At 66.6% G+C, this 18855-nt stretch carries 21 protein-coding genes; 11 read left to right on the top strand and 10 right to left on the bottom strand.

The features are described 5' to 3' along the window. Nucleotides 1-73: 73 nt before the first annotated feature. Entirely contained in the window at nucleotides 74-637 is a 564-nt protein-coding gene (locus CVUC_RS05685; protein WP_164468278.1) for an NUDIX hydrolase, read from the bottom strand. Here CVUC_RS05685 and CVUC_RS20795 point away from each other — a divergent pair. The 3 genes from CVUC_RS20795 to upp are packed head-to-tail and all read left to right on the top strand — an operon-like array spanning nucleotide 531 to nucleotide 4354. Beyond that, the gene (locus tag CVUC_RS20795) at nucleotides 531-1496 is read left to right on the top strand and encodes a (2Fe-2S)-binding protein (RefSeq protein ID WP_423748627.1); all 966 of its coding nucleotides are present in this window, start codon (nucleotides 531-533) and stop codon (nucleotides 1494-1496) included. The genes CVUC_RS05685 and CVUC_RS20795 overlap by 107 nt on opposite strands. A gap of 2 nt (nucleotides 1497-1498) precedes the next feature. Then, complete coding sequence (locus CVUC_RS05675) at nucleotides 1499-3673, top strand: xanthine dehydrogenase family protein molybdopterin-binding subunit (RefSeq protein ID WP_096033671.1); 2175 nt, start codon at nucleotides 1499-1501, stop codon at nucleotides 3671-3673. A 51-nt stretch (nucleotides 3674-3724) separates the two neighbouring features. Continuing rightward, on the top strand, nucleotides 3725-4354 hold the full coding sequence (gene upp / locus CVUC_RS05670; protein ID WP_096033670.1) for a uracil phosphoribosyltransferase: 630 nt from the start codon (nucleotides 3725-3727) through the stop codon (nucleotides 4352-4354). 171 nt (nucleotides 4355-4525) lie between these two features. Here the strand turns inward: upp and CVUC_RS05665 are convergent, their stop codons facing one another. From CVUC_RS05665 to CVUC_RS19855, 6 genes are all read right to left on the bottom strand, one after another. Beyond that, entirely contained in the window at nucleotides 4526-4924 is a 399-nt protein-coding gene (locus tag CVUC_RS05665) for a Dabb family protein (RefSeq protein ID WP_096033669.1), read from the bottom strand. A 41-nt stretch (nucleotides 4925-4965) separates the two neighbouring features. Then, nucleotides 4966-5865: a 5'-methylthioadenosine/S-adenosylhomocysteine nucleosidase gene (locus CVUC_RS05660; RefSeq protein ID WP_096033668.1), complete on the bottom strand. Its 900-nt coding sequence runs from the start codon at nucleotides 5863-5865 to the stop codon at nucleotides 4966-4968. A 133-nt stretch (nucleotides 5866-5998) separates the two neighbouring features. Continuing rightward, a complete protein-coding gene (locus CVUC_RS05655; protein WP_010920126.1) occupies nucleotides 5999-6436 on the bottom strand; it encodes an acetyltransferase in 438 nt (145 codons plus the stop codon). A gap of 79 nt (nucleotides 6437-6515) precedes the next feature. Then, the gene (locus CVUC_RS05650; RefSeq protein WP_096033667.1) at nucleotides 6516-8012 is read right to left on the bottom strand and encodes a phosphomannomutase/phosphoglucomutase; all 1497 of its coding nucleotides are present in this window, start codon (nucleotides 8010-8012) and stop codon (nucleotides 6516-6518) included. A gap of 99 nt (nucleotides 8013-8111) precedes the next feature. Continuing rightward, a complete protein-coding gene (locus CVUC_RS05645; protein ID WP_096033666.1) occupies nucleotides 8112-9068 on the bottom strand; it encodes a KpsF/GutQ family sugar-phosphate isomerase in 957 nt (318 codons plus the stop codon). Then, a complete protein-coding gene (locus tag CVUC_RS19855) occupies nucleotides 9065-9280 on the bottom strand; it encodes a hypothetical protein (RefSeq protein ID WP_164468277.1) in 216 nt (71 codons plus the stop codon). The genes CVUC_RS05645 and CVUC_RS19855 overlap by 4 nt, the downstream gene beginning before the upstream one ends. Nucleotides 9281-9440: 160 nt before the next feature. On the opposite strand from CVUC_RS19855, the gene gpmA reads away from it, so the two are divergent. The 3 genes from gpmA (at nucleotide 9441) to CVUC_RS05625 (ending at nucleotide 12874) form a co-directional block, all read left to right on the top strand. After that, nucleotides 9441-10154, top strand: coding sequence for a 2,3-diphosphoglycerate-dependent phosphoglycerate mutase (gpmA, locus tag CVUC_RS05635; RefSeq protein ID WP_010920122.1), 714 nt, complete (start codon nucleotides 9441-9443; stop codon nucleotides 10152-10154). 92 nt (nucleotides 10155-10246) lie between these two features. Next, complete coding sequence (locus CVUC_RS05630) at nucleotides 10247-11506, top strand: pentapeptide repeat-containing protein (protein WP_010920121.1); 1260 nt, start codon at nucleotides 10247-10249, stop codon at nucleotides 11504-11506. Between the two features lie 102 nt (nucleotides 11507-11608). Next, on the top strand, nucleotides 11609-12874 hold the full coding sequence (locus CVUC_RS05625; protein WP_096033664.1) for a pentapeptide repeat-containing protein: 1266 nt from the start codon (nucleotides 11609-11611) through the stop codon (nucleotides 12872-12874). Between the two features lie 78 nt (nucleotides 12875-12952). Here CVUC_RS05625 and CVUC_RS05620 read toward each other — a convergent pair whose 3' ends face one another. Beyond that, nucleotides 12953-13411: an Hsp20 family protein gene (locus CVUC_RS05620; protein WP_010920119.1), complete on the bottom strand. Its 459-nt coding sequence runs from the start codon at nucleotides 13409-13411 to the stop codon at nucleotides 12953-12955. Between the two features lie 231 nt (nucleotides 13412-13642). Between CVUC_RS05620 and CVUC_RS05615 the strand changes: the two genes are divergently transcribed. The 5 genes from CVUC_RS05615 to CVUC_RS05595 all read left to right on the top strand — a co-directional run bounded on the left by CVUC_RS05615 (nucleotide 13643) and on the right by CVUC_RS05595 (nucleotide 17481). Then, complete coding sequence (locus tag CVUC_RS05615) at nucleotides 13643-14485, top strand: class I SAM-dependent methyltransferase (RefSeq protein ID WP_010920118.1); 843 nt, start codon at nucleotides 13643-13645, stop codon at nucleotides 14483-14485. 44 nt (nucleotides 14486-14529) lie between these two features. After that, entirely contained in the window at nucleotides 14530-15426 is an 897-nt protein-coding gene (locus tag CVUC_RS05610; RefSeq protein ID WP_096033663.1) for a class I SAM-dependent methyltransferase, read from the top strand. Beyond that, the gene (locus tag CVUC_RS05605) at nucleotides 15423-16100 is read left to right on the top strand and encodes a hypothetical protein (RefSeq protein ID WP_096033662.1); all 678 of its coding nucleotides are present in this window, start codon (nucleotides 15423-15425) and stop codon (nucleotides 16098-16100) included. Before CVUC_RS05610 ends, CVUC_RS05605 begins: the two co-directional genes overlap by 4 nt. A gap of 88 nt (nucleotides 16101-16188) precedes the next feature. Next, nucleotides 16189-16497, top strand: coding sequence for an SCP2 sterol-binding domain-containing protein (locus tag CVUC_RS05600; protein WP_010920115.1), 309 nt, complete (start codon nucleotides 16189-16191; stop codon nucleotides 16495-16497). Nucleotides 16498-16500: 3 nt separating this feature from the next. Beyond that, nucleotides 16501-17481 (top strand): alpha/beta fold hydrolase, encoded by a 981-nt coding sequence (locus CVUC_RS05595; RefSeq protein ID WP_096033661.1) that lies wholly within the window; start codon nucleotides 16501-16503, stop codon nucleotides 17479-17481. Here CVUC_RS05595 and hisN read toward each other — a convergent pair. Together hisN and CVUC_RS05585 are read right to left on the bottom strand one after the other, a co-directional pair. Beyond that, nucleotides 17456-18292, bottom strand: a complete 837-nt coding sequence (gene hisN, locus CVUC_RS05590) for a histidinol-phosphatase (RefSeq protein ID WP_096033660.1) — start codon at nucleotides 18290-18292, stop codon at nucleotides 17456-17458. The genes CVUC_RS05595 and hisN overlap by 26 nt on opposite strands. Nucleotides 18293-18354: 62 nt before the next feature. Further along, on the bottom strand, nucleotides 18355-18750 hold the full coding sequence (locus CVUC_RS05585; protein ID WP_010920112.1) for a helix-turn-helix domain-containing protein: 396 nt from the start codon (nucleotides 18748-18750) through the stop codon (nucleotides 18355-18357). Nucleotides 18751-18855: the final 105 nt, after the last annotated feature.

The raw sequence follows: 18855 nt of genomic DNA, 5'->3' as shown, positions 1-18855 counted from the left end.
TCCGCGCGAGAACATAGCAAGAACATTATGCTCGGCGTCGAGGTTTGTCCACAGGCTTATAGGGAAGGTGGCGTTAGCGGCGGTAGCGGCCCCAGAGCGCCGTCACGCGGCGACGCAGGCGCTGGAACGCCACGCGTACGGGCGTCGGGGCCTTGGCGGGCATGTCGTGGTCGCTGGCCAGATCGACGCCGGCGAAGCGGGCGATGAGGTCGCGCAGCTCCGGTTCCTGAACGGCGAGCGCGGCTTCGACCGGAGTCATCCACTCGAGGGTTCGCTGGCCTTGCTCAGGCCATGCCGCCAGGGTCTCTTTGACCTCGAGAGGATAGACATCGACCTTGACCATCCGCGCCTGACCGTTCTTCAGCCGCTTCAGGTACGGGTACTCGCCGAAAGGACGCGGCGCGATGGCTCCCTTCAGACCGGCCTCCTCATAGGCCTCCTGGGCGGCGGCCTGTGGATCGGTGCGCCCCTTCATCGGCCAGCCTTTGGGGATGACCCAGCGCCGCGTCTCGCGCGACGAGACCAGGAGGATGCGCAGGGCGTCGCCTTCGCCGCGCCAGGGCAGGGCGGCGACTTGGCGGCGTTTGCCGCTTTTGCGTCCTTCCATCTCGTCGTCCGACCGGCTCACGTCATTCAGAACTCCAGAGAAACCCAAGCGGCCATCGCACGCACCGGCGCGACCCGCCCGAGGCGTCCATACCGCCCATCATCGGCCGAGTCGTCGAGACCATTACGCTCGCGACCAATGTCCGGAGATGGGCGTAGTCCTGGCGCGCACGATGCGCCAAGTCTCTTCCGCACGGCCTCGCCTTCGAATCCGCCGATCCGGCGCAGCCGCGGGCAGGCCCCTTAAGCCACGCGCTCAATCTTGTCTTGATAAATGTCCTTGGGCGGATGATTTCGATGATTGCGCTTCCAGGCTTGGGTGGTCGGGGCTTTCAAAACGCGCGCCGACGCGCCAAATTCCATGTCTGTCCAAGAGAAACATCGCGCGCGCTCGTCCGCGCCGCCCTGATGAGGAGCGTTCGACCATGGCGTTCAATCTGACCGTCAACGGAGAAAGCCGCATCGCGGATGTCGACGGCGACACCCCGCTGTTGTGGGTTCTGCGCGATACGCTGGGCCTGGTCGGCGCCAAGTACGGCTGCGGCGCGGCGCTTTGCGGCGCCTGCACCGTGCATCTGGACGGTATTCCGGTGCGCGCTTGTGTCACGCCGATCAGCGGGGTCGGCGAGCAAAAGGTGACCACCATCGAGGGCGTGGGCAAGACGGCAGTCGGCGCCAAGGTGCAGGCGGCCTGGAAGGCGGTCGACACGCCCCAGTGCGGCTACTGCCAGGCCGGCCAGATCATGTCGGCCACGGCGCTGCTGGCCACCACGCCCAAGCCGACCGACGAGGAGATCGACGCGGCGATGAACGGCAATCTGTGCCGCTGCGCCACCTACATCCGTATCAAAAAGGCGATCAAGGTCGCCGCCGGTCTGGAGAAGGCTTGATCATGGACGGCGAGATCCTGCGCGACCCGACCCGTCGCTTCGTCCTGCAGTCCGGCGCCGCTGTCGGCGGCGGCCTGCTGCTCAGCTTCACCATGTCGTCGGAAAGCCAGGCGGCGGGCGACACCAAGGTCAACGCCTATGTGCGCATCGCGTCCGACGGCAAGGTGACCATCGCGTCCAAGGTTCCCGAGGTGGGGCAGGGGATCAAGACAGCCCTGCCGATGCTGATCGCCGAGGAACTGGACGTCGACTGGTCGGCGGTCACCGTCGAGCAGGCCATCGCCGACACCAAGGTCTACGGACGCCAGGTGGCCGGCGGCAGCATGGCCACGACGCTGGAATACGACGGTCTGCGCCGGGTCGGCGCGACGGTTCGGGCCTTGCTGATCGCCGCAGCCGCCGCCCGCTGGAACGTCCCGGCCGACAGTCTCAAGACCGAGGCGGGCTTTGTCGTTGACGCCGCCGGCAAGCGCCGCGCGTCCTATGGCGAGCTGGCCCAGGCCGCCGCCGCGCTGACGCCGCCGGACCCCAAGTCGCTGACGCTGAAGGACCCCAAGGCCTTCCGCATCATCGGCAAGAGCCACAAGAGCCAGAACCTCGACGCGATCGTCACCGGCCAGCCGACCTACGGCATCGACGTGCGCCTGCCGGGGATGCTGTTCGCCGCCTTCGCCAAGGCGCCGGTCTATGGGGCCAAGGTCGCGTCCGTTGATCTGGCGCCGGCGAAGGCGGTGAAGGGCGTTCGCGACGCCTTCATCATCGAGGGCGGGACCAACCTGCAAGGGCTTCTGCCCGGCGTAGCCGTGGTCGCCGACAGCTGGTGGGCGGCGCGCAAGGGCCGCGAGGCGTTGCAGATCCAGTGGGCCGAGCATCCGACGGCCCGCCAGAGCACCGCCGGCTTCGCGGCCAAGGCCGCCGAACTGGCCGCCGCGCCGCCGCATCGCAACCTGCACAACGACGGCGATGTCGAGGCGGCGCTGAAGGGCGCGGCCAAGACCGTCAGCGCCGCCTACAGCTATCCTTTCATCGCCCATGCGGCGCTGGAGCCGCAGAACTGCACCGCGCACGTCAAGGACGGCAAGGTGGAGATCTGGGCCCCGACCCAGAACCCTGAGTCCGGCCGCGCCCTGGTCGCCCGGTCGCTGAATATCGACCCTTCGGCGATCACCATCCACTTGATCCGCGGCGGCGGCGGCTTTGGTCGCCGACTGATGAACGACTACATGGTCGAAGCCGCCGCCATCGCCGCCAAGGTCAATGCGCCGGTCCAGCTGATCTGGACCCGCGAGGACGACATGCAGCACGACTTCTATCGTCCGGGCGGCTGGCACAACCTGACCGCCGGCCTGGACGCCAAGGGCGGGCTGACAGCTTGGAAGAACCACTTCATCACCTTCGGCGAAGGCGAGACCTTCAACACCGCTGCGGCGATGAACGCGACCCAGTTCCCGTGCCGCGCCGTGGCCAATTACCGCCATGACGTGTCGGTGATGCCGCTGGGCTTCCCGACCGGCTTCCTGCGTGCGCCGGGCAACAACGCCTTTGGCTTCGTGATCCAGAGCTTCACCGACGAGCTGGCCCTGGCGGCCGGCAAGGACCCTGTCGCCTTCCGTCGCGAGCTGCTGGGCGAGCCGCGCCTTCTGGGCGAGCCGGGCAAGGGCGACAGCTTCCACACCGGTCGCATGCGTGGCGTGCTCGACCTAGCGGCCGAGATGTCGGGCTGGGGGCGTAAGGTTCCCAAGGGCACGGGCCTGGGCGTGGCCTGCCACTACAGCCACCTGGGCTATGTGGCGGTGGTCATGCAGGTGACGGTCAAGGACGGCGCGGTGAAGGTCGACAAGGTCTGGGCCGCCGCCGATGTCGGTCGCCAGATCGTCAACCCCAGCGGCGCTGATCAGCAGATGCAGGGCTCGATCCTCGACGCCATAGGCAGCACGCTCTACCAAAGCATCACCTTCGAGAACGGCGCGGCCGTGAACAGCAATTTCGGCGACTTCCCGCTGCTGCGCATGGCGGACGCGCCGCCCGTCGAGGTGCGCTACAAGCTGTCGGACAACAACCCGACGGGCCTTGGCGAGCCGGCCTATCCGCCGGCGCCGGCGGCGCTGTGCAACGCCATCTTCGCCGCGACCGGCAAGCGGATCCGCAGCTTGCCGATCGGCGACCAACTGGCCTGATTTCCGAGGGGCTGCTAGGAGCGTGAAGCCACGTTCCTAGCAGAGCTCTCCATGTCCAACGTCACCGTCGTCAGCCATCCGCTCGTCCAGCACAAGCTGACCAAGATGCGGGACAGGACGACCTCGACCAAGACGTTCCGCGCCCTGATGCGCGAGACCGCGACGCTGATCTGCTACGAGGTCACGCGCGACCTGCCGATGGACGAGGTCCAGATCGAGACCCCGGTCGCGCCGACCACGGCCTATGAGATCGCCGGCAAGAAGCTGGTCTTCGCACCGATCCTGCGCGCGGGCCTGGGCATGTGCGAGGGCATGCTGGACCTCGTGCCGTCGGCGCGAGTGGCGCATATCGGCCTCTATCGCGATCACGAGACGCTGGAGGCGGTCGAATACTATTTCAAGGCGCCCGAGGACATCGCCGGCCGCCTGGTCATTGTCGTCGATCCGATGCTGGCCACCGGCCACTCGGCCATCGCGGCGATCGCCCGCCTCAAGCACTATGGCGTCACCAACCTGCGCTTTGTCTGCCTGCTGGCGGCGCAAGCGGGTGTCGATGCTCTGCGCGAGGCCCACCCGGACGTGCCGATCTGGACGGCGGCGATCGATCAGACGCTGAACGACCACGGCTACATCGTGCCGGGGCTCGGCGACGCGGGCGACCGCACGTTCGGGACGCGGTAAGGGGCGACTCACCCCTTCCGTGTCATCCCGGCCGAACCCCGGCGAAAGCCGGCGGTAGAGCCGAGACCCAGGGGCGGCTCGCACGGCGCTCTTGGACCCCCCGGGTCCCGGACAGCCTCTGCGAGGCTTCCGGGATGACACGGGGTTTTAAAGGCTAGGGTGTTTGCCCCTTCAAACCGACATCGAGTCGTAGACCACCACCTTGCTCCACAGATGGCTGCAATCGGCCACGAATTTCTGGAGCAGCGGGTGGTCCCGGTAGCGCTTCTGGTCCTCGACGCTCTTGAACACCATCAGTTCGGAGACATCGTAGCTGTTGTCGACGACGTCGCGCTTCTCGGTCGCAGCGGGCACGCCGACGTGCAGTTGCTGGATGACGTCGATGGCCTTCAGCGCCTTCAGCCCCGCGATCAGTTTGTCCCGATCAGCCTTGTCGCCCGGGTTCTTTAGCCAGAAGAACACCTGGTGAAACAGCATCGGGGCGTCAGGCGCGGCGCTCGCGGGCGTCGCCAGTGCGGCGCTGGCCGCCAGGCCGCCCGAGATCAGGACGCGGCGATCGAAAGACGACATGGTTTGCTCCTCCGGGGTCTGAACTCAGGGTGTTGGGAAGTTTAGGGCAGCGCCTTGACGAACGCCTTCACCACCGTGGCCGAGTTGTCCGAGGCGAGGGCCATGAAGGTGTGCATCTCATTGTCGCCCGCGCCGCCGCCGGCCAGGTCCGACAGGCTGCGGAAGGCGATGAACGGGGTCTTGTTGACCAGCGCCACGTGGGCGACGGCCGCGCTTTCCATGTCGACCACCCGGGCCTCGAAGGTGGCGCGCAGGTATTTGCGATAGGCGGCGTTGTCCAGGAACACCGACGCCGAAACGCCGTTGCCGCCGATCACGACCTTCGGCGGGTGAACCAGGCACTTGTCGGCCGCGCAGCGCTGCAGGGCGACATCGGCGGCCACCTTGCGGGCGGTATCCAGCAGGATCGGATCGGTTGGGAACCAAACGCGCGCGGGCGCTCCCAGGGCATCGCCCGGCATGTGGATACCGCGCGGAAAGATCATGCCGTAGTTGGCCAGGGTCGTCGTGCGGATGCTGGGCGAGACCTCGAAGCCCTTGTCGGTCTCGCGCGCGAAGGCGCTTTCCAGGTTCTGAGCCCACTGGTCGGCGACCACAACGTCGCCGATGTCGAGGCTCTCGTCGACGCCGCCGGCGATGCCCGAGAAAACGATCCGCGTGATGTTGAAGCGCTCCAGCGCCATCTGGGTGGTCATGGCCGCGTTGACCATCGACACCCCGCTCAGGAACACCACGACCGGTTTGCCCTCGAGCTTGCCGGTCATGAATCGCACGCCGTTGACCTCATAGGCCTTCTGTTCGGCGGTGGCGGCGTTCAGCGCGCCGATTTCCGGCGGAAAGGCCGAGATGACCGCCACGCGCGGCGTCTCGTCCAGTCGCTGGGCCCAGGCGGGCGAGACCAGCAGGGCGATGAAGGCGAGGACGAGGGCGGGCAGGCGCATGGCGGGTCCTTGAGTCTAACGATGCCTGCTTACCCCTCCGTCGGACTTGGCCCAAGGGGCAGGGCGCCCCGACGCGGCCGCTACGCCCGGGATGATCAGCAAGAAAGCCGCCCCGCCTTGGCGCTGCCCAGGCTCAGTCGCCGAACCGCATATGGACCAGCGGATAGGGCCGGCCCTGGCCGTCGGTGGCTGACCAGCCGATGGGGTCGAAACCCATATGCCGGTAGAAGCCGAGCGCCTGGGCGTTCTGTTCGTTGACGTCCAGGTCCAGCAGCGGATGCACCGCCAGGGCGTACTCGATCAGCATGCGGCCGATCCCAGCGTCGTGGTGCTCGGGATCCACGAACAGCGCCTCCAGGCGGCCGTCTTGGATCAGCATGAAGCCGACCGGCCGATCCCGGCGATCGACGGCCACGGTCAGGGGCGCATAGGGCAGGAACGCCTCGACCTCGCGGCCGATAGCGGTGCGATCCTCGGCGGAGAGGAAGTCGTGCGTAGCGTCAACGGCGGCCGCCCAGATCTCCAGGACCCGTGGACCGTCATCGGGGCGGGAAGGGCGGAGCCTGATCATGGCGTCTGGTTAGACAATCGCGCACCAAAGAAAAAGGCCGGAGCGTTCGCCCCGGCCTTTGGTGAGCATCTCAGCTCACTCAGATTTCCTGATTGTACTTGCCGACCCGGTCGCCCAGGCGCGGCTTGACCTCCTGGCGGAAGAGGGCGCGCATGTCGTCTTCGGACTGGGTGCTTTCGACCACGACGACGACCTCGGGCTTGTTGGACGAGGCGCGGACCAGGACCCAGGAGCCGTCCTCCAGGTGCACCCGCACGCCGTTGACCGTGATCACCTCGGTGATCTTGCGGCCCAGGATCGAACCGCCGGCGGCGAACAGGTCCTCGTATTCCTTCACCACGTCGGCGACGACGCCGTACTTCACCTCGTCGCCGCACTTGGGGCTCATGGTCAGGGAGGTGAAGGCCACCGGCAGGGCCTTGCGCATGTCCGACAGCTTCACGCCGGGATTGCGGTCCAGCATGGCCAGGATGGCCGCGGCGGCGGTCAGGCCGCAGTCGTAGCCATAGCCCAGCTCGCCGTTCATGAAGAAGTGGCCGCTCTTTTCGAAGCCGGCCAGGGCGCCCAGCTCCGCGCTCTTGCGCTTGATGTAGCTGTGGCCGGTCTTCCAGTAGATCACCTTGCAGCCGTGCTGGGCCAGGATCGGATCGGTGGCGTAGAGGCCCGTCGACTTCACATCCACGACGAAGGTCGCGCCCGGATGCAGCGGGGCCAGGTCGCGCGCCAGCATCAGGCCGATCTTGTCGGCGAAGATCTCCTCGCCCTCGTCATCGACCACGCCGCAGCGGTCGCCGTCGCCGTCGAAGCCGAACGCCAGGTCCGCGCCCGTCTCACGGACAGCGTCAGCCATCGCGTGCAGCATCTCGGCGTCTTCGGGGTTGGGATTGTACTTGGGGAAGGTGAAGTCGAGGTCGGTGTCCATCGGCACGACCTCAGCGACACCCATCTTCTGCAGGGCCTCGACCACGAAGGCGCCGGCCGTGCCGTTACCGCAGGCGGCGATCACCTTCAGGGGACGGGTGACGCTGGCGCGCTTGGCCACGTCGTCGATATAGCGCTGGGCCTCGCCCTGCACGCGGATCAGCTTGCCGCCATCGCGCTCGACGAACTCGGCGTTCAGCACGATGGCCTTGAGGCGGCTCATCTCGTCGGGGCCGAAGGTCAGCGGCTTCTGGGCGCCCATCTTCACGCCGGTCCAGCCGTTTTCGTTGTGGCTGGCCGTGACCATGGCCACGCACGGGATGTCGAGGTCGAACTGGGCGAAATAGGCGGTGGGCGACAGGGCCAGGCCAATGTCGTGCACCTCGCAGCCGGCGCTGATCAGACCCAGGATCAGGGCGTTCTTGATCGAGGTCGAATACGAGCGGAAGTCATGGCCGACCACGATCTTCGATTGGCCCAGTTCGTGGATATAGGTTCCCAGACCCAGGCCCAGGGCCTGCACGCCCAGGAGATTGATCTCCGGCCCAAACAGCCAGCGCGCGTCGTACTCGCGAAAGCCCGTCGCCTTGACCAGGGCTTCGTTTTCGTAAGCAGCCGTATTCGGAACCAGATCGGCGCGGGGCGAGGAGAACATTGAAGGCTCGCTTCAGTTGAGATGGTATGGCTTTAGCCGTGCGGACGCGGCACGACTAGCGCGTTCGCATGACAAGGTTTTACAAAGTTTCGATGTGACCTAGATCACACCCGCGCGAAGCAGGTCGTGCACATGTAGAATGCCGACGGGGCGTTCGCGCTCGACGACGAAAAGCACGGTGATCCGCCGCTCGTTCATAACCTTCAGCGCTTCAGCCGCCAGGGCGCCGGGGCCGATGGTCAGGGGAGCGTGCGTCATGACCTCGCCGGCGGTGTGGGTCAGCAGCCCATCCATGTGTCGACGCAGATCACCGTCCGTGATCAAGCCGGCCAGGTGACCCGCGTCATCAACGACGCCGACCGCGCCGAAACGCTTTTCGCTCATGACCAGTAAAGCGTCGGGCATGGCGGCGTCGGCGGCGACCAGGGGAAGCTCATCGGCGCCGTGCATCAGGTCGCCGACCGTGCGCAGCATAGCGCCGAGCTTGCCGCCGGGGTGGAAGACGCGGAAGTCGCTGGCGGTGAAGCCGCGCCGCTCCAGCAGAGCCACAGCGATCGCGTCGCCCAGCGCGATCTGCAGGGTGGTCGACGTGGTCGGGGCGTTCACTTCCGCCGTCCCCTCGGGCGCGTCGGGGAGCAGCAGCAGGATGTCGCCCGCCTGACCGAGCGGGCTGTCGGCCACGGCGGTCATGGCGATCAGCGGGATCGAGAAGCGCTTAGCGTAGGCCAGGGTGTCGGCCAGTTCGCGGCCGGCGCCCGACTTGGACAGCGCCAGAACCACGTCGTCTGGCCCGATCATGCCCAGGTCGCCGTGCGAGGCTTCGGCGGGGTGGACGAACATCGCCTGGGTGCCGGTCGAAGCGAGGGTGGCGGCGATCTTCCGCGCCACATGCCCCGACTTGCCCATGCCCGTGCAGACGACGCGACCCTTGGCGTTGAAGATCGTCTCGACCGCATTGGCGAAGGCCTCGCCCAGCGAGTCTGCGAGGACGCGCAGCGCATCGGCTTCTACGGCGAGGACGCGGCGGCCCACCTGAACAGCGTTGAAGGCGCTCATTGCGAAAGCTGATCCATGGCCTCGACAGCCTTTTTCGCCGCCTCGTCCCGACGGCGCGCCGAGTCCTTTTCCCGCTGAATCTTGGCCCTCATCTCCGGGGTCTGCTGAACGGGCGTGTGGCCGAAGGGGCCCCAGGAGCGGTCGCCCTGGCCCTGGGGCCAGACGAGAGAGAGGGCGATCAGCGCGGCGGCGATGAGTCCCATAAGAGGCATGAAGATGCGATCAGGCATGGCTCGCCTATAGCACGCGCGGCGGCCTGGGGGAGGGGGCGCGCACCGGGCCGATCGGGTCCTTGGTCGCTTCGGCGCTTGACGCTGAAGCGGGCTGGCCTTAGCCCGCCCTGACATTTCCCTGATCTCCGAAGGAAGCCCGATGCCGACGCTCGTCCTGCTGCGCCATGGCCAAAGCCAGTGGAACCTGGAAAACCGCTTCACCGGTTGGGTTGATGTTGACCTCACCGCTGAGGGCGAAGCTCAGGCCCGGAAGGGCGGCGAGCTGATCGCTGCGGCCGGCATCGAGATCGACCGCTTGTTCACCTCGGTTCAGACCCGCGCCATCCGCACGGGCAATCTGGCGCTGGACGCCGCCAAGCAGAGCTTCGTGCCGGTGACCAAGGACTGGCGCTTGAACGAGCGCCACTATGGCGGGCTGACCGGCCTGAACAAGGCTGAGACCGCCGAAAAGCACGGCGTCGAGCAGGTGACCATCTGGCGCCGTTCGTACGATATCCCGCCGCCGGAGCTGGCGCCGGGCGGCGAGTACGACTTCAGCAAGGACCGCCGCTACAAGGGCGCAAGCCTGCCCAGCACGGAAAGCCTGGCGACGACGCTGGTTCGCGTTCTGCCCTACTGGGAAAGCGACATCGCTCCGCATCTCAAGGCGGGTGAGACTGTGCTGATCGCCGCTCACGGCAACTCGCTGCGCGCCATCGTCAAGCATCTGTTCAACGTGCCGGACGACCAGATCGTCGGTGTGGAGATTCCGACCGGCAATCCGCTGGTGATCGACCTGGATGCTGCATTGAAGCCGACCGGCGCGCGCTACCTGGACGACAGTCGGGCTGAGGCGCTTCCCAAAGTTGGTTAAAACGCCGAAAGCTTAAGCGGAAGGTGTTGGAAACACGGCGTTAATTTTGCTCTGCGCAAGGTGTCCCGTTAACTCGGGATACCCAGCGAGCCATGAGCGCCGCCGCCAGCACGCCACAAGAATACAAGCGCCTGACGCAGTACGAAGTGGACGTCATCTGCGCCAAGCATGACCGTCTGTGGTCGGCGCGGATGGGGGGCGCGCGCGCGGTGTTCGCGTTCTGCGACCTGTCTGGCCTCTCCGTGCCGGGGCGCAATCTCTGCGACGCCGATTTCACCGGCGCCATTCTCGTCGGCTGTGACCTGCGAAAAGCCAAGCTGGACAACGCCAACTTCTATGGCGCGGATCTGCAAGGCGCCGACTTGACCGACGCGTCGTTGCGGCGGGCTGACCTGCGCGGATCCAGTCTGCGCGGCGCCAACCTGACCGGCGCCGACATGTTCGAGGCCGATCTGCGGGAGGGCACGATCGCCGCCGCCGACCGCAAGGAAGGTTATCGCGTCATCGAACCGACCCAACGCGAAGCCTTCGCGGCCGGCGCGAACCTGTCGGGCGCCAACCTCGAGCGTTCGCGCCTGTCGGGCATCGTCGCGACGAAGGCGGACTTCAGTGACGCTATCCTGAAGGACGCCAAGCTGGTTCGGGCCAACCTCAAACAGGCCAATTTCAACGGCGCCAACCTGGCGGGGGCCGATCTGTCGGGCGCTAACCTCGCCGGCGCTGATCTGCGCAACGCCGTGCTGGTTGGGGCCAAGACCCTGTCCTGGAACGTCAACGACACCAATATGGACGGCGCGTTGACCGACAAGCCGTCGGGCACAAGCGTCTCTGACCTGCCGTATGAGCAGATGATCGCCGACCACGCACGATGGATCGAGACCGGCGGCGGCGAGGGCAAGCCCTCGGTGTTCGACAAGGCCGATCTGCGGAATCTGCGATCTGTCCGAGGCTTCAATCTCACGGCCCTGTCGGCGAAGGGGGCGGTGTTCTACGGCCTCGACATGGAAGGCGTGCAGATGCAGGGCGCGCAGTTGGATGGCGCCGATCTGCGAGCCTGCAACCTGCGCCGCGCCGACCTGCGAGGCGCGCGGTTGAAGGGCGCCAAGCTGACGGGAGCGGACCTGCGTGACGCACAGCTGGGGCCGCTGCTCATCGCAGCCGACCGCTTGCTGCCGGTCGATCTGACGGGGGCGATTCTTACCAACGCCGACCTCGCGCGCGCTGACCTGCGGCAGGCCCGAATGGCCGGCGCGGATGTCTCGCGCGCCAACTTTACCGGCGCGCAGCTACGCGACCTGGATCTGACCGGCGCCATCAGGCTGGCGGCGCGCGGCCTGGATGATGTCATCTAGGAAATATTTTGCGACAATCCGACGCAGTCTTAACGCTTCGCTCGTTGGTCGGCGTTAGAGTCCCCGTAACTAAGAGAACAAAGTCATACGGGGAAATTCCTTATGAACGCCGCGCAGAGCGTGGCCGGGCGACGCCGCCTGAGCCAAGCCGAGCTCGACATGATCGTGACGGCGCACGAGAAATTCGTTACCGGCAAGCAGGGGGGGAAGCGGGCTTCGCTCCGTTTCGTCCAGCTGTCGGGCCTAGATCTGTCGTTTCGGAACCTGGTCGATGCGGACCTTTCCGCCTCGGTCCTCGAGGGCTGCCGCATGGTCCGCACCAAGCTGGACCGGGCGAGCCTGTTCGGCTGTGATCTGCGCAAGAGCGACATGCGCCAGGCGTCCATGGTCCGCGCCGATCTGCGCGGCGCCTGCCTGCGCGGCGCCAACCTCGCCCAGGCAGATTTGACCCAGGCCGACTTCCGAGAGGGCCAGATCGCCATTCCCCATCCCCGGAAGGGTCTCGATACGCTGCGCCATGAAACGCGTCAGGGCGAGGCCGACGAGGTCAACTTCTCCGGGGCCACGCTGGACGGCTCGCAGTTCGAGGGCGTCTCCGCCTTCAAGGCCGACTTCAGCGATTGCTCGCTCAAGGGCGCCAAGCTCTCGGGGGCGAACCTCAAGGAAGCCAACCTGTGCGGCGCGATCCTCGACGGCGCCGACGTCAAGGGAACCAACCTTGAAGGCGCCAACCTGTCGGGAGCGGTCATGGCCGGGGTCGACACCTCGACCGCGCGGGTCAGCGGCGCTCACATGAACGGGACCCTCAAGGCCGCCAGCCGCGAGGCTTTGGCTCGGGCCGAAGAACTGCTGCGTCGCTGCGTCGACAATCAGCGTTGGTGTCAGACGGGCGGCCGGGAAGGCTCGGCGGCGCGCCTGGATGGCGAGGATCTGCGTCCGCTCGGCGACAAGCTCAAGGGTCTTCGGCTGACCGCCATGAGCGCCAAGGGCGCCTGCATGATCGGTCTTGATCTGTCGGGCGCGCAATTGCAGGGCGCCAATCTTCAGAACGCCGATCTTCGGGCGGCCAATCTGCGTGGGGCCGACCTGCGTGGCGCCAAGCTGGCGGGCGCCAACCTGACCAAGGCGGATCTGCGGCAAGCCGTCCTGTCGCCTTTGCCGCTGGGGCCGGAGCGTCGGACCCAGTCGAGCCTGCAGGCCGCGCGTCTGCGGTACGCGCTGTTGCAAACGGCGGATTTGAGCGAAGCCATCCTCGATGGCGCCGATCTGCGCGGCGCGGACCTCACCGGCGCGCGAGTGGTCAAGACCAGCTTCCGGGACGTGGATCTCAGCCAGATCCAGGGCCTTGATCTTTCGATGCCGGACTGATCCCACGAAAAAGGCGGCGCCTTTCGGCGCCGCCCAAGTTCAGAGGGGATTGGGAGACAGAAACAGCAGGGCTGCGGGTTACGCGGCCTTTTCGCCTTCGATCAGGGTCGAGGCAGAGGGCGTCTTGATCTCCACCGTGCGGGGCTTGAGCGCTTCGGGCAGTTCGCGCTTCAACGCGATCGACAGCAGGCCGTTCGACAGATCGGCGTCGACCACCACCAAGTAGTCGGTCAGCTGGAACTTGCGCTCGAAGTTGCGCTCGGCCAGGCCGCGATGCAGGTACTGCTTGGCTTCGTCGTTCGCGGCCTTGCGGCCGGTGACGGTCAGCAGGTTTTCCTTCACCTCGACGTTCAGTTCTTCGGGCTTGAAGCCCGCCACCGCGATCTCGATGCGGTAGGCGTTCTCGCCGGTGCGTTCGATGTTGTAGGGGGGATAGCCCGAGGCCGCTTCGTTACGCGCGGCGGCGTCCAGCTGGTCGGCGAGGCGGTCAAAGCCGACGAGCGAGCGGTACAGGGGCGAAAGGTCGATCGTACGCATAGAATTAGATCCTTCTCATCAAGCAAGGTCTCAAGGGTTTCGTCCCTTCGGCGACCCGAAATCGGCGTCACCTGCGGTCCGGAAGGCCCGGTCATCCAGCGCCTTCGTTCATGTAGTTGGTGAGCGGATTTTCGGGTTCAAGGGGCGCCAACTCACAGAACGTGAATCGTTTGACGCGCCGATAACCATGGCTAAGGTCGCCGCTCCCATCCGACCGAAGGACACTTCCCCATGCCGCTTCGTCGCCAAGTTCTGCTTCTGGCCGCCGCTTTCACTCTGTCCGCGCCGGCCGCCTTCGCCGCCACCGACGCCGCCCTGAAGGCTGCGATCGCCTCGCCGACCCGCCCCGCCGCCGACGTCGCTCGCGACGGCGCCCGTCATCCGTATGAGAGCCTGATCTTCTGGGGTCTCAAGCCCAAGCAGACCGTGATCGAGGTCTCGCCCGGCGGCGGCTACTGGACCGCGATCCTGGCGCCCTACGCCAAGGCCACCGGCGGAACCTACGTGGCCGGCGTCGCCGACCTTGCCAATCCGAAGCTGTCGGAAGGCGCCCGCAAGGGCCGCGCTGACTTCGAAGCCCGCTTCGCTGACGAAGCCAAGTACGGCAAGCCGCAGTTCGCCAATTTCGGCCCGGTGTCGGGTCCGCTCGGCGCGCCGGGTTCGGCCGACATCGTGCTGACGGCGCGTAACGTCCATAACTGGACCGTGCAGCCGGGCGTCGCCGACAAGGTGTTCGCCGACTTCTTCGCCGTGCTGAAGCCGGGCGGCGTGCTGGCCGTCGAGGAGCACCGCGCCGACCCGCGTTCGGAAAAGGCCGCCGGCGCTGACGGTTACCTCAACACCGCCACGGTGATCGCCATCGCCGAGAAAGCCGGCTTCAAGCTGGACGCTCAATCGGAGATCAACGCCAACCCGAAGGACACCAAGGACCACCCGTTCGGCGTCTGGACCCTGCCGCCGGTGAAGCGCACCGCGCCGGGCGGCCAGCCCGCCGATCCCAACTTCGACCGCAGCAAGTATGACGCTATCGGTGAAAGCGACCGGATGACCCTGCGCTTCCGCAAGCCTGCCTGACTTTCGCCAAGGTCTGCCGCCAGGCTTTTCCGCGCTGTGGGGGAATGATGATTCCGGTTCAACTCTGGTCGCGGCGAAGCTTGGTGGCGGGCGTCGGCGCCTTGGCTCTGGCGTCGTGCGGGAAAAAGGACGACCCGGCGAAGGTGGAGGCCAAGGCCGCCGCCAAGGCCGGGCCGAATACGATCGAGGCGGCGGTGGCGGGAAACTGGCGTCCGCCGGCCGACCGCGCGCGCGACGTTTGGCGTCATCCTGTCGAAAGCCTGAAATTCTGGGAGCTCAAGCCCGGCCAGACCGTGGTCGAGTTCTGGCCGGGAGCAGGCTGGTACACCGACATCCTGGCGCCGTTCCTGGCCGACACCCGCGGCAAGCTCTATGAAGCCATGCTGGAGACGACCGGCCCCGCTGACCCTGCGGCCGCCACGATCGTCGACGGCTACCGCCGCAAGCTGGCCGAGAAAAAGAAGGTCTATGGCGAGGTGGCCTTTACGGCCTTCGGCCCGACCAGCGGGCCCGTCGCGCCGGCGGGCAGCGCCGATCTCGTGCTGTTCCTGCGCAATCTGCATAACTGGATGGCCGGCGGCATCGCCGAGAAGGCCTTCAAGGACGCGCTTGCAGCGCTCAAGCCCGGCGGGATTTTGGGGATCGAGGAACATCGCGGGCAGCCGGGACGCGTCCAGGACGTGCTGGCCGAGGATGGCTATGTCCAGCAGGACTACGTCATCCAGATTGCCAAGGAGGCCGGCTTCATCCTGATCGGGACCAGCGAGATCAACGCCAATCCCAAGGACACCAAGGACCATCCCTTCGGTGTCTGGACCCTGCCGCCCACGCGCCTGTCGGCGCCGCGCGGCGAGCCGGCCGAGCCGGGTTTCGACCATTCCAAATATGATGCGATCGGGGAGAGCGACCGCATGACCTTGAAGTTCGCGAAGCCGAAATGAACCAGAGCAAGACATTCAAGACGCTGGCCGTAGCCGGCCTTGGCCTTGCGCTGATCGCTGCCGCGACGCCCGCCTCCGCACGAGAGAAGGTCATCCCCGCCGAGAAGCTGTTTCCCTATCTCGACAAGTTCATGAAGGTGCCCGCTCAGGAGCGCTCGCGGATGCGTCTTCGGTACATCCTGCGCAGCGAAGGCAAGCCCATGGGCGGGGTGAAGGTTTCTGTCGTCGAGACCAACGGCTCCACCACGGTCTTGCCCGTCGGGGACGATGGCGAGTTTGATCGGCTGCCCACGCTGACCCAGTTGAACGGCAAGGCCAAGGTCGTGGTCGATGTTCCTGCCGAAAAGAAGTTCTCGATCAGCATGATACCGGCTCCGGTTCTCAAGCTGACCCAGGAGTACGATGCACGCGAACTTGCCTTGACCGTTTCGGAGTCGAACGCGGCGATGCGCAAGGCGGCCGGCCCCGCGCTGGCCCTCATGGTCCCGAAGCTGCCGGGGATCGGCTTTATCGGCGCGCAGAGCGGCCAGATCGTCTATGGCGACGGCCGCCAGGCCGCACTCGAGATGGTCGGTGGCGTGCCGGTCTTCTACCCTGAGGCCCACAAGGGCGCGGCCAGGGTGAAGCTGTCGCGAACGCCGACTAGGGTCGCGTTCGACGACGGCAAGAAATAAACCAACGGCTGTTCTAACCGGTGTTTACTTATCCGCGTCAGCCGGTCTAGCTTTTCATCAACTCACAAGCGCAGAGGGAGATCGCGCCATGGCCACCATCCAGGAACTCACCGACAAGATCAAAACCGCCGTTGGCGACGACAGCGGCCTGGGCAAGTCCCTGAAGTTCGACCTGAAGGACGCCGGTGTCATCCACATCGACGGCGGCTCGGTCACCAACGAAGACAAGCCCGCCGACCTGACCATGACCCTGGCCCTGGACGACCTGGTCGCCATGGGCGAAGGCAAGCTGGACCCGACGATGGCCGTCATGACCGGCAAGCTGAAGCTGTCGGACATGGGCGTGGCCATGGGCCTGCAGCCCAAGATGGGCGCCCTGTTCGCCAAGCTCCGCTAGGCCATGGAGGAACCGGCGCCTCTGGTCTCGATTCCCGAGGCCCCGGTTCCCGACCACGGCAAGGCTGAATGGTTCCGCGGCGCGGATGGGGCGACCCTCCGCGCCGCGACGTTTTTCCCGGCAGGCCCCGCCCGGGGTTCGGTGGTGCTCAGCCCCGGACGCAGCGAGCCGCTTGAGAAGTATTTCGAGGTCGTCGACGACCTTTTGGCGCGCGATTTCGCCGTCTTGCTGCATGACTGGCGAGGGCAGGGGCTGTCGGCCCGCGCCTTGCCGGACCGCCTGAAGGGTCACGCGCGCGGCTTCAAGACCTTCGTTTCCGACTACGAGGCGCTGCTCGATGCGTTCGAGACGCGGATGCCTAAGCCCTGGATCGCGGTGAGCCATTCGATGGGCGGTTGCCTGACGACCCTGGCCCTGGCCCAGGGTGAGACACGTTTCGCCGCCGCCGTGTTGTCGGCGCCGATGCTGGGCCTCAACACCGCCGGCGTGCCGCCGTGGCTGGCGCGGCCTCTGGCTTTCGTGATGTCGCGGGTGGGTTTGGCCGGCGAGTATGTGCAGACGCCGTATGATCCGCTGACCCAGACCTTCCAGGGCGACGGTCTGACCCACGATGAGACGCGCTATGATCGCTACCAGGCGCAACTGCGCGCCCACCCCGAGATCGCTCTGGGGGGCATGACCTGGGGCTGGGCTGATTTCGCCATCTCAGCGTGCGCGTGGCTCAGGCGCAGCAAGTCGGTCGAAGCGATCGCGATTCCGGTGACCATTCTCGGCGCCGAACTCGACAACCGCGTGCTGAACGCCGACTCAGAATCGATCGCACGGCGTATCCCCAAGGGGCGCTATGTCGAGGTCCCCGGGGCCTTCCACGAGATCCTGGTCGAGACCGACGCCCGCCGCGCGCTGTTCTGGCAGGCCTTCGACGAGACGGTCGATCCGATCGCCCCGCGCGAACCGCTCATTTCGCCGAACGTCTCAGACTGACCAGCGCCTCGTCCAAGGGGCGGCGATCACCCGAAATGACCATCTGGCCACCGTTCGGGCCGACGGGTTCGCCGCGCCAGTTGGTGACCAGGCCGCCGGCGCCCTCGATCAGGGGGATGGCCGCCTCGATGTCCCAGGATTTCAGGCCCGCTTCGATGACCATGTCCATCTTGCCCATGGCGACCATGGCGTAGGCGTAGGCGTCGCAGCCCAGGCGCGCCAGCTTGGCGGCCGCGCGGACTTGCAGCCAGGCCCCGCGCTCGGCGCCGTCGAAACAGGCGTCGGGATCGGTGGTGGCGATGACGGCGTCATTGATGTTGGCGCACTCGCGCACGCGGATCGGCCGTGCTTCGCCGCCCGAGACGAGGCGCGCGCCGCCCGCGTGGCCGACGAAGATCTCATTGACGTAAGGCTGGCCGATCGAGCCCAGCACCGGACGCCCTTCGTGGCGAAGGCCGATCAAGGTGGTCCAGAGCGGCAGGCCCGCGATAAAGGCTCGGGTGCCGTCGATCGGGTCGAGCACCCAGACGAACTCGGCGTCTGGACGGTCTTCGCCATACTCCTCGCCGATCACGCCGTGATCGGGAAAACGCTCGGCGATCAGCGCGCGAATGGCCGCCTCGGCGCCGCGATCGGCCTCGGTGACCGGATCGAAGGCGGCGTGGGTGTCGCGCGGCAGGTTCTTGCCTGCGCCCTTGTCCTCAAGGCCATGGTCGGCCCGGAACAGCGGCAGGATCACGTCCGCCGAAGCCCGGTTCAGGTCGAGGATGAAGGCGTCGAGCGCCGTGAGCCGATCAGCGGAAAGCGTCATGGGCGGGGATTTAACCTCCCCGCCGCAGGTACGCTACCAGTGACTGTACGCGGTGGTCGACTTTAGGCGTCGGCGTGCTCGGCGCCGCCGTTCAGCGACTTGGCCAGGTCCAGCAGACGACGGCGCGGACGCTCGCCCAGCAGGTAGTAGGCCCGGATCAGGTCTAAGGTTTCCTTGCGGGCGAACATCTCGCCGCCTTCCGCCGACTCGCTGGTCGTCTCGCGACGGGTGTCAGACAGGCCGTCGTAGAAGTAGCCGACCGGAACCTCGAGCGCTTCGGACAGCTGCCACAGCCGCGCGGCCGAGATGCGGTTGGCGCCGCACTCATACTTTTGGATCTGCTGAAAGCGCACGCCGACCGTGCCGGCCAGTTGCTGCTGGGTGAGACCCAGCAGACGACGGCGGCGACGCAGGCGCTTGCCCAGGTGAACGTCGATGTCGTTGCCCATGGAAGCCATGCCCCCTTGTTTCTCCCGACCCGTCCCGAAACGGAACGGTCTGGCTTGGCAGCCGCAAGTCGCGTGCCGGGCGAGACTCCGTTGCGCGAGGCGTGCGCGAGAGCC

This window comes from Caulobacter vibrioides (assembly GCF_002858865.1).
In the GTDB taxonomy this organism is placed as follows: domain Bacteria; phylum Pseudomonadota; class Alphaproteobacteria; order Caulobacterales; family Caulobacteraceae; genus Caulobacter; species Caulobacter vibrioides.
Note: the sequence above shows the minus strand (reverse complement) of the source record. Positions and strands in the feature narration are given on the sequence as shown.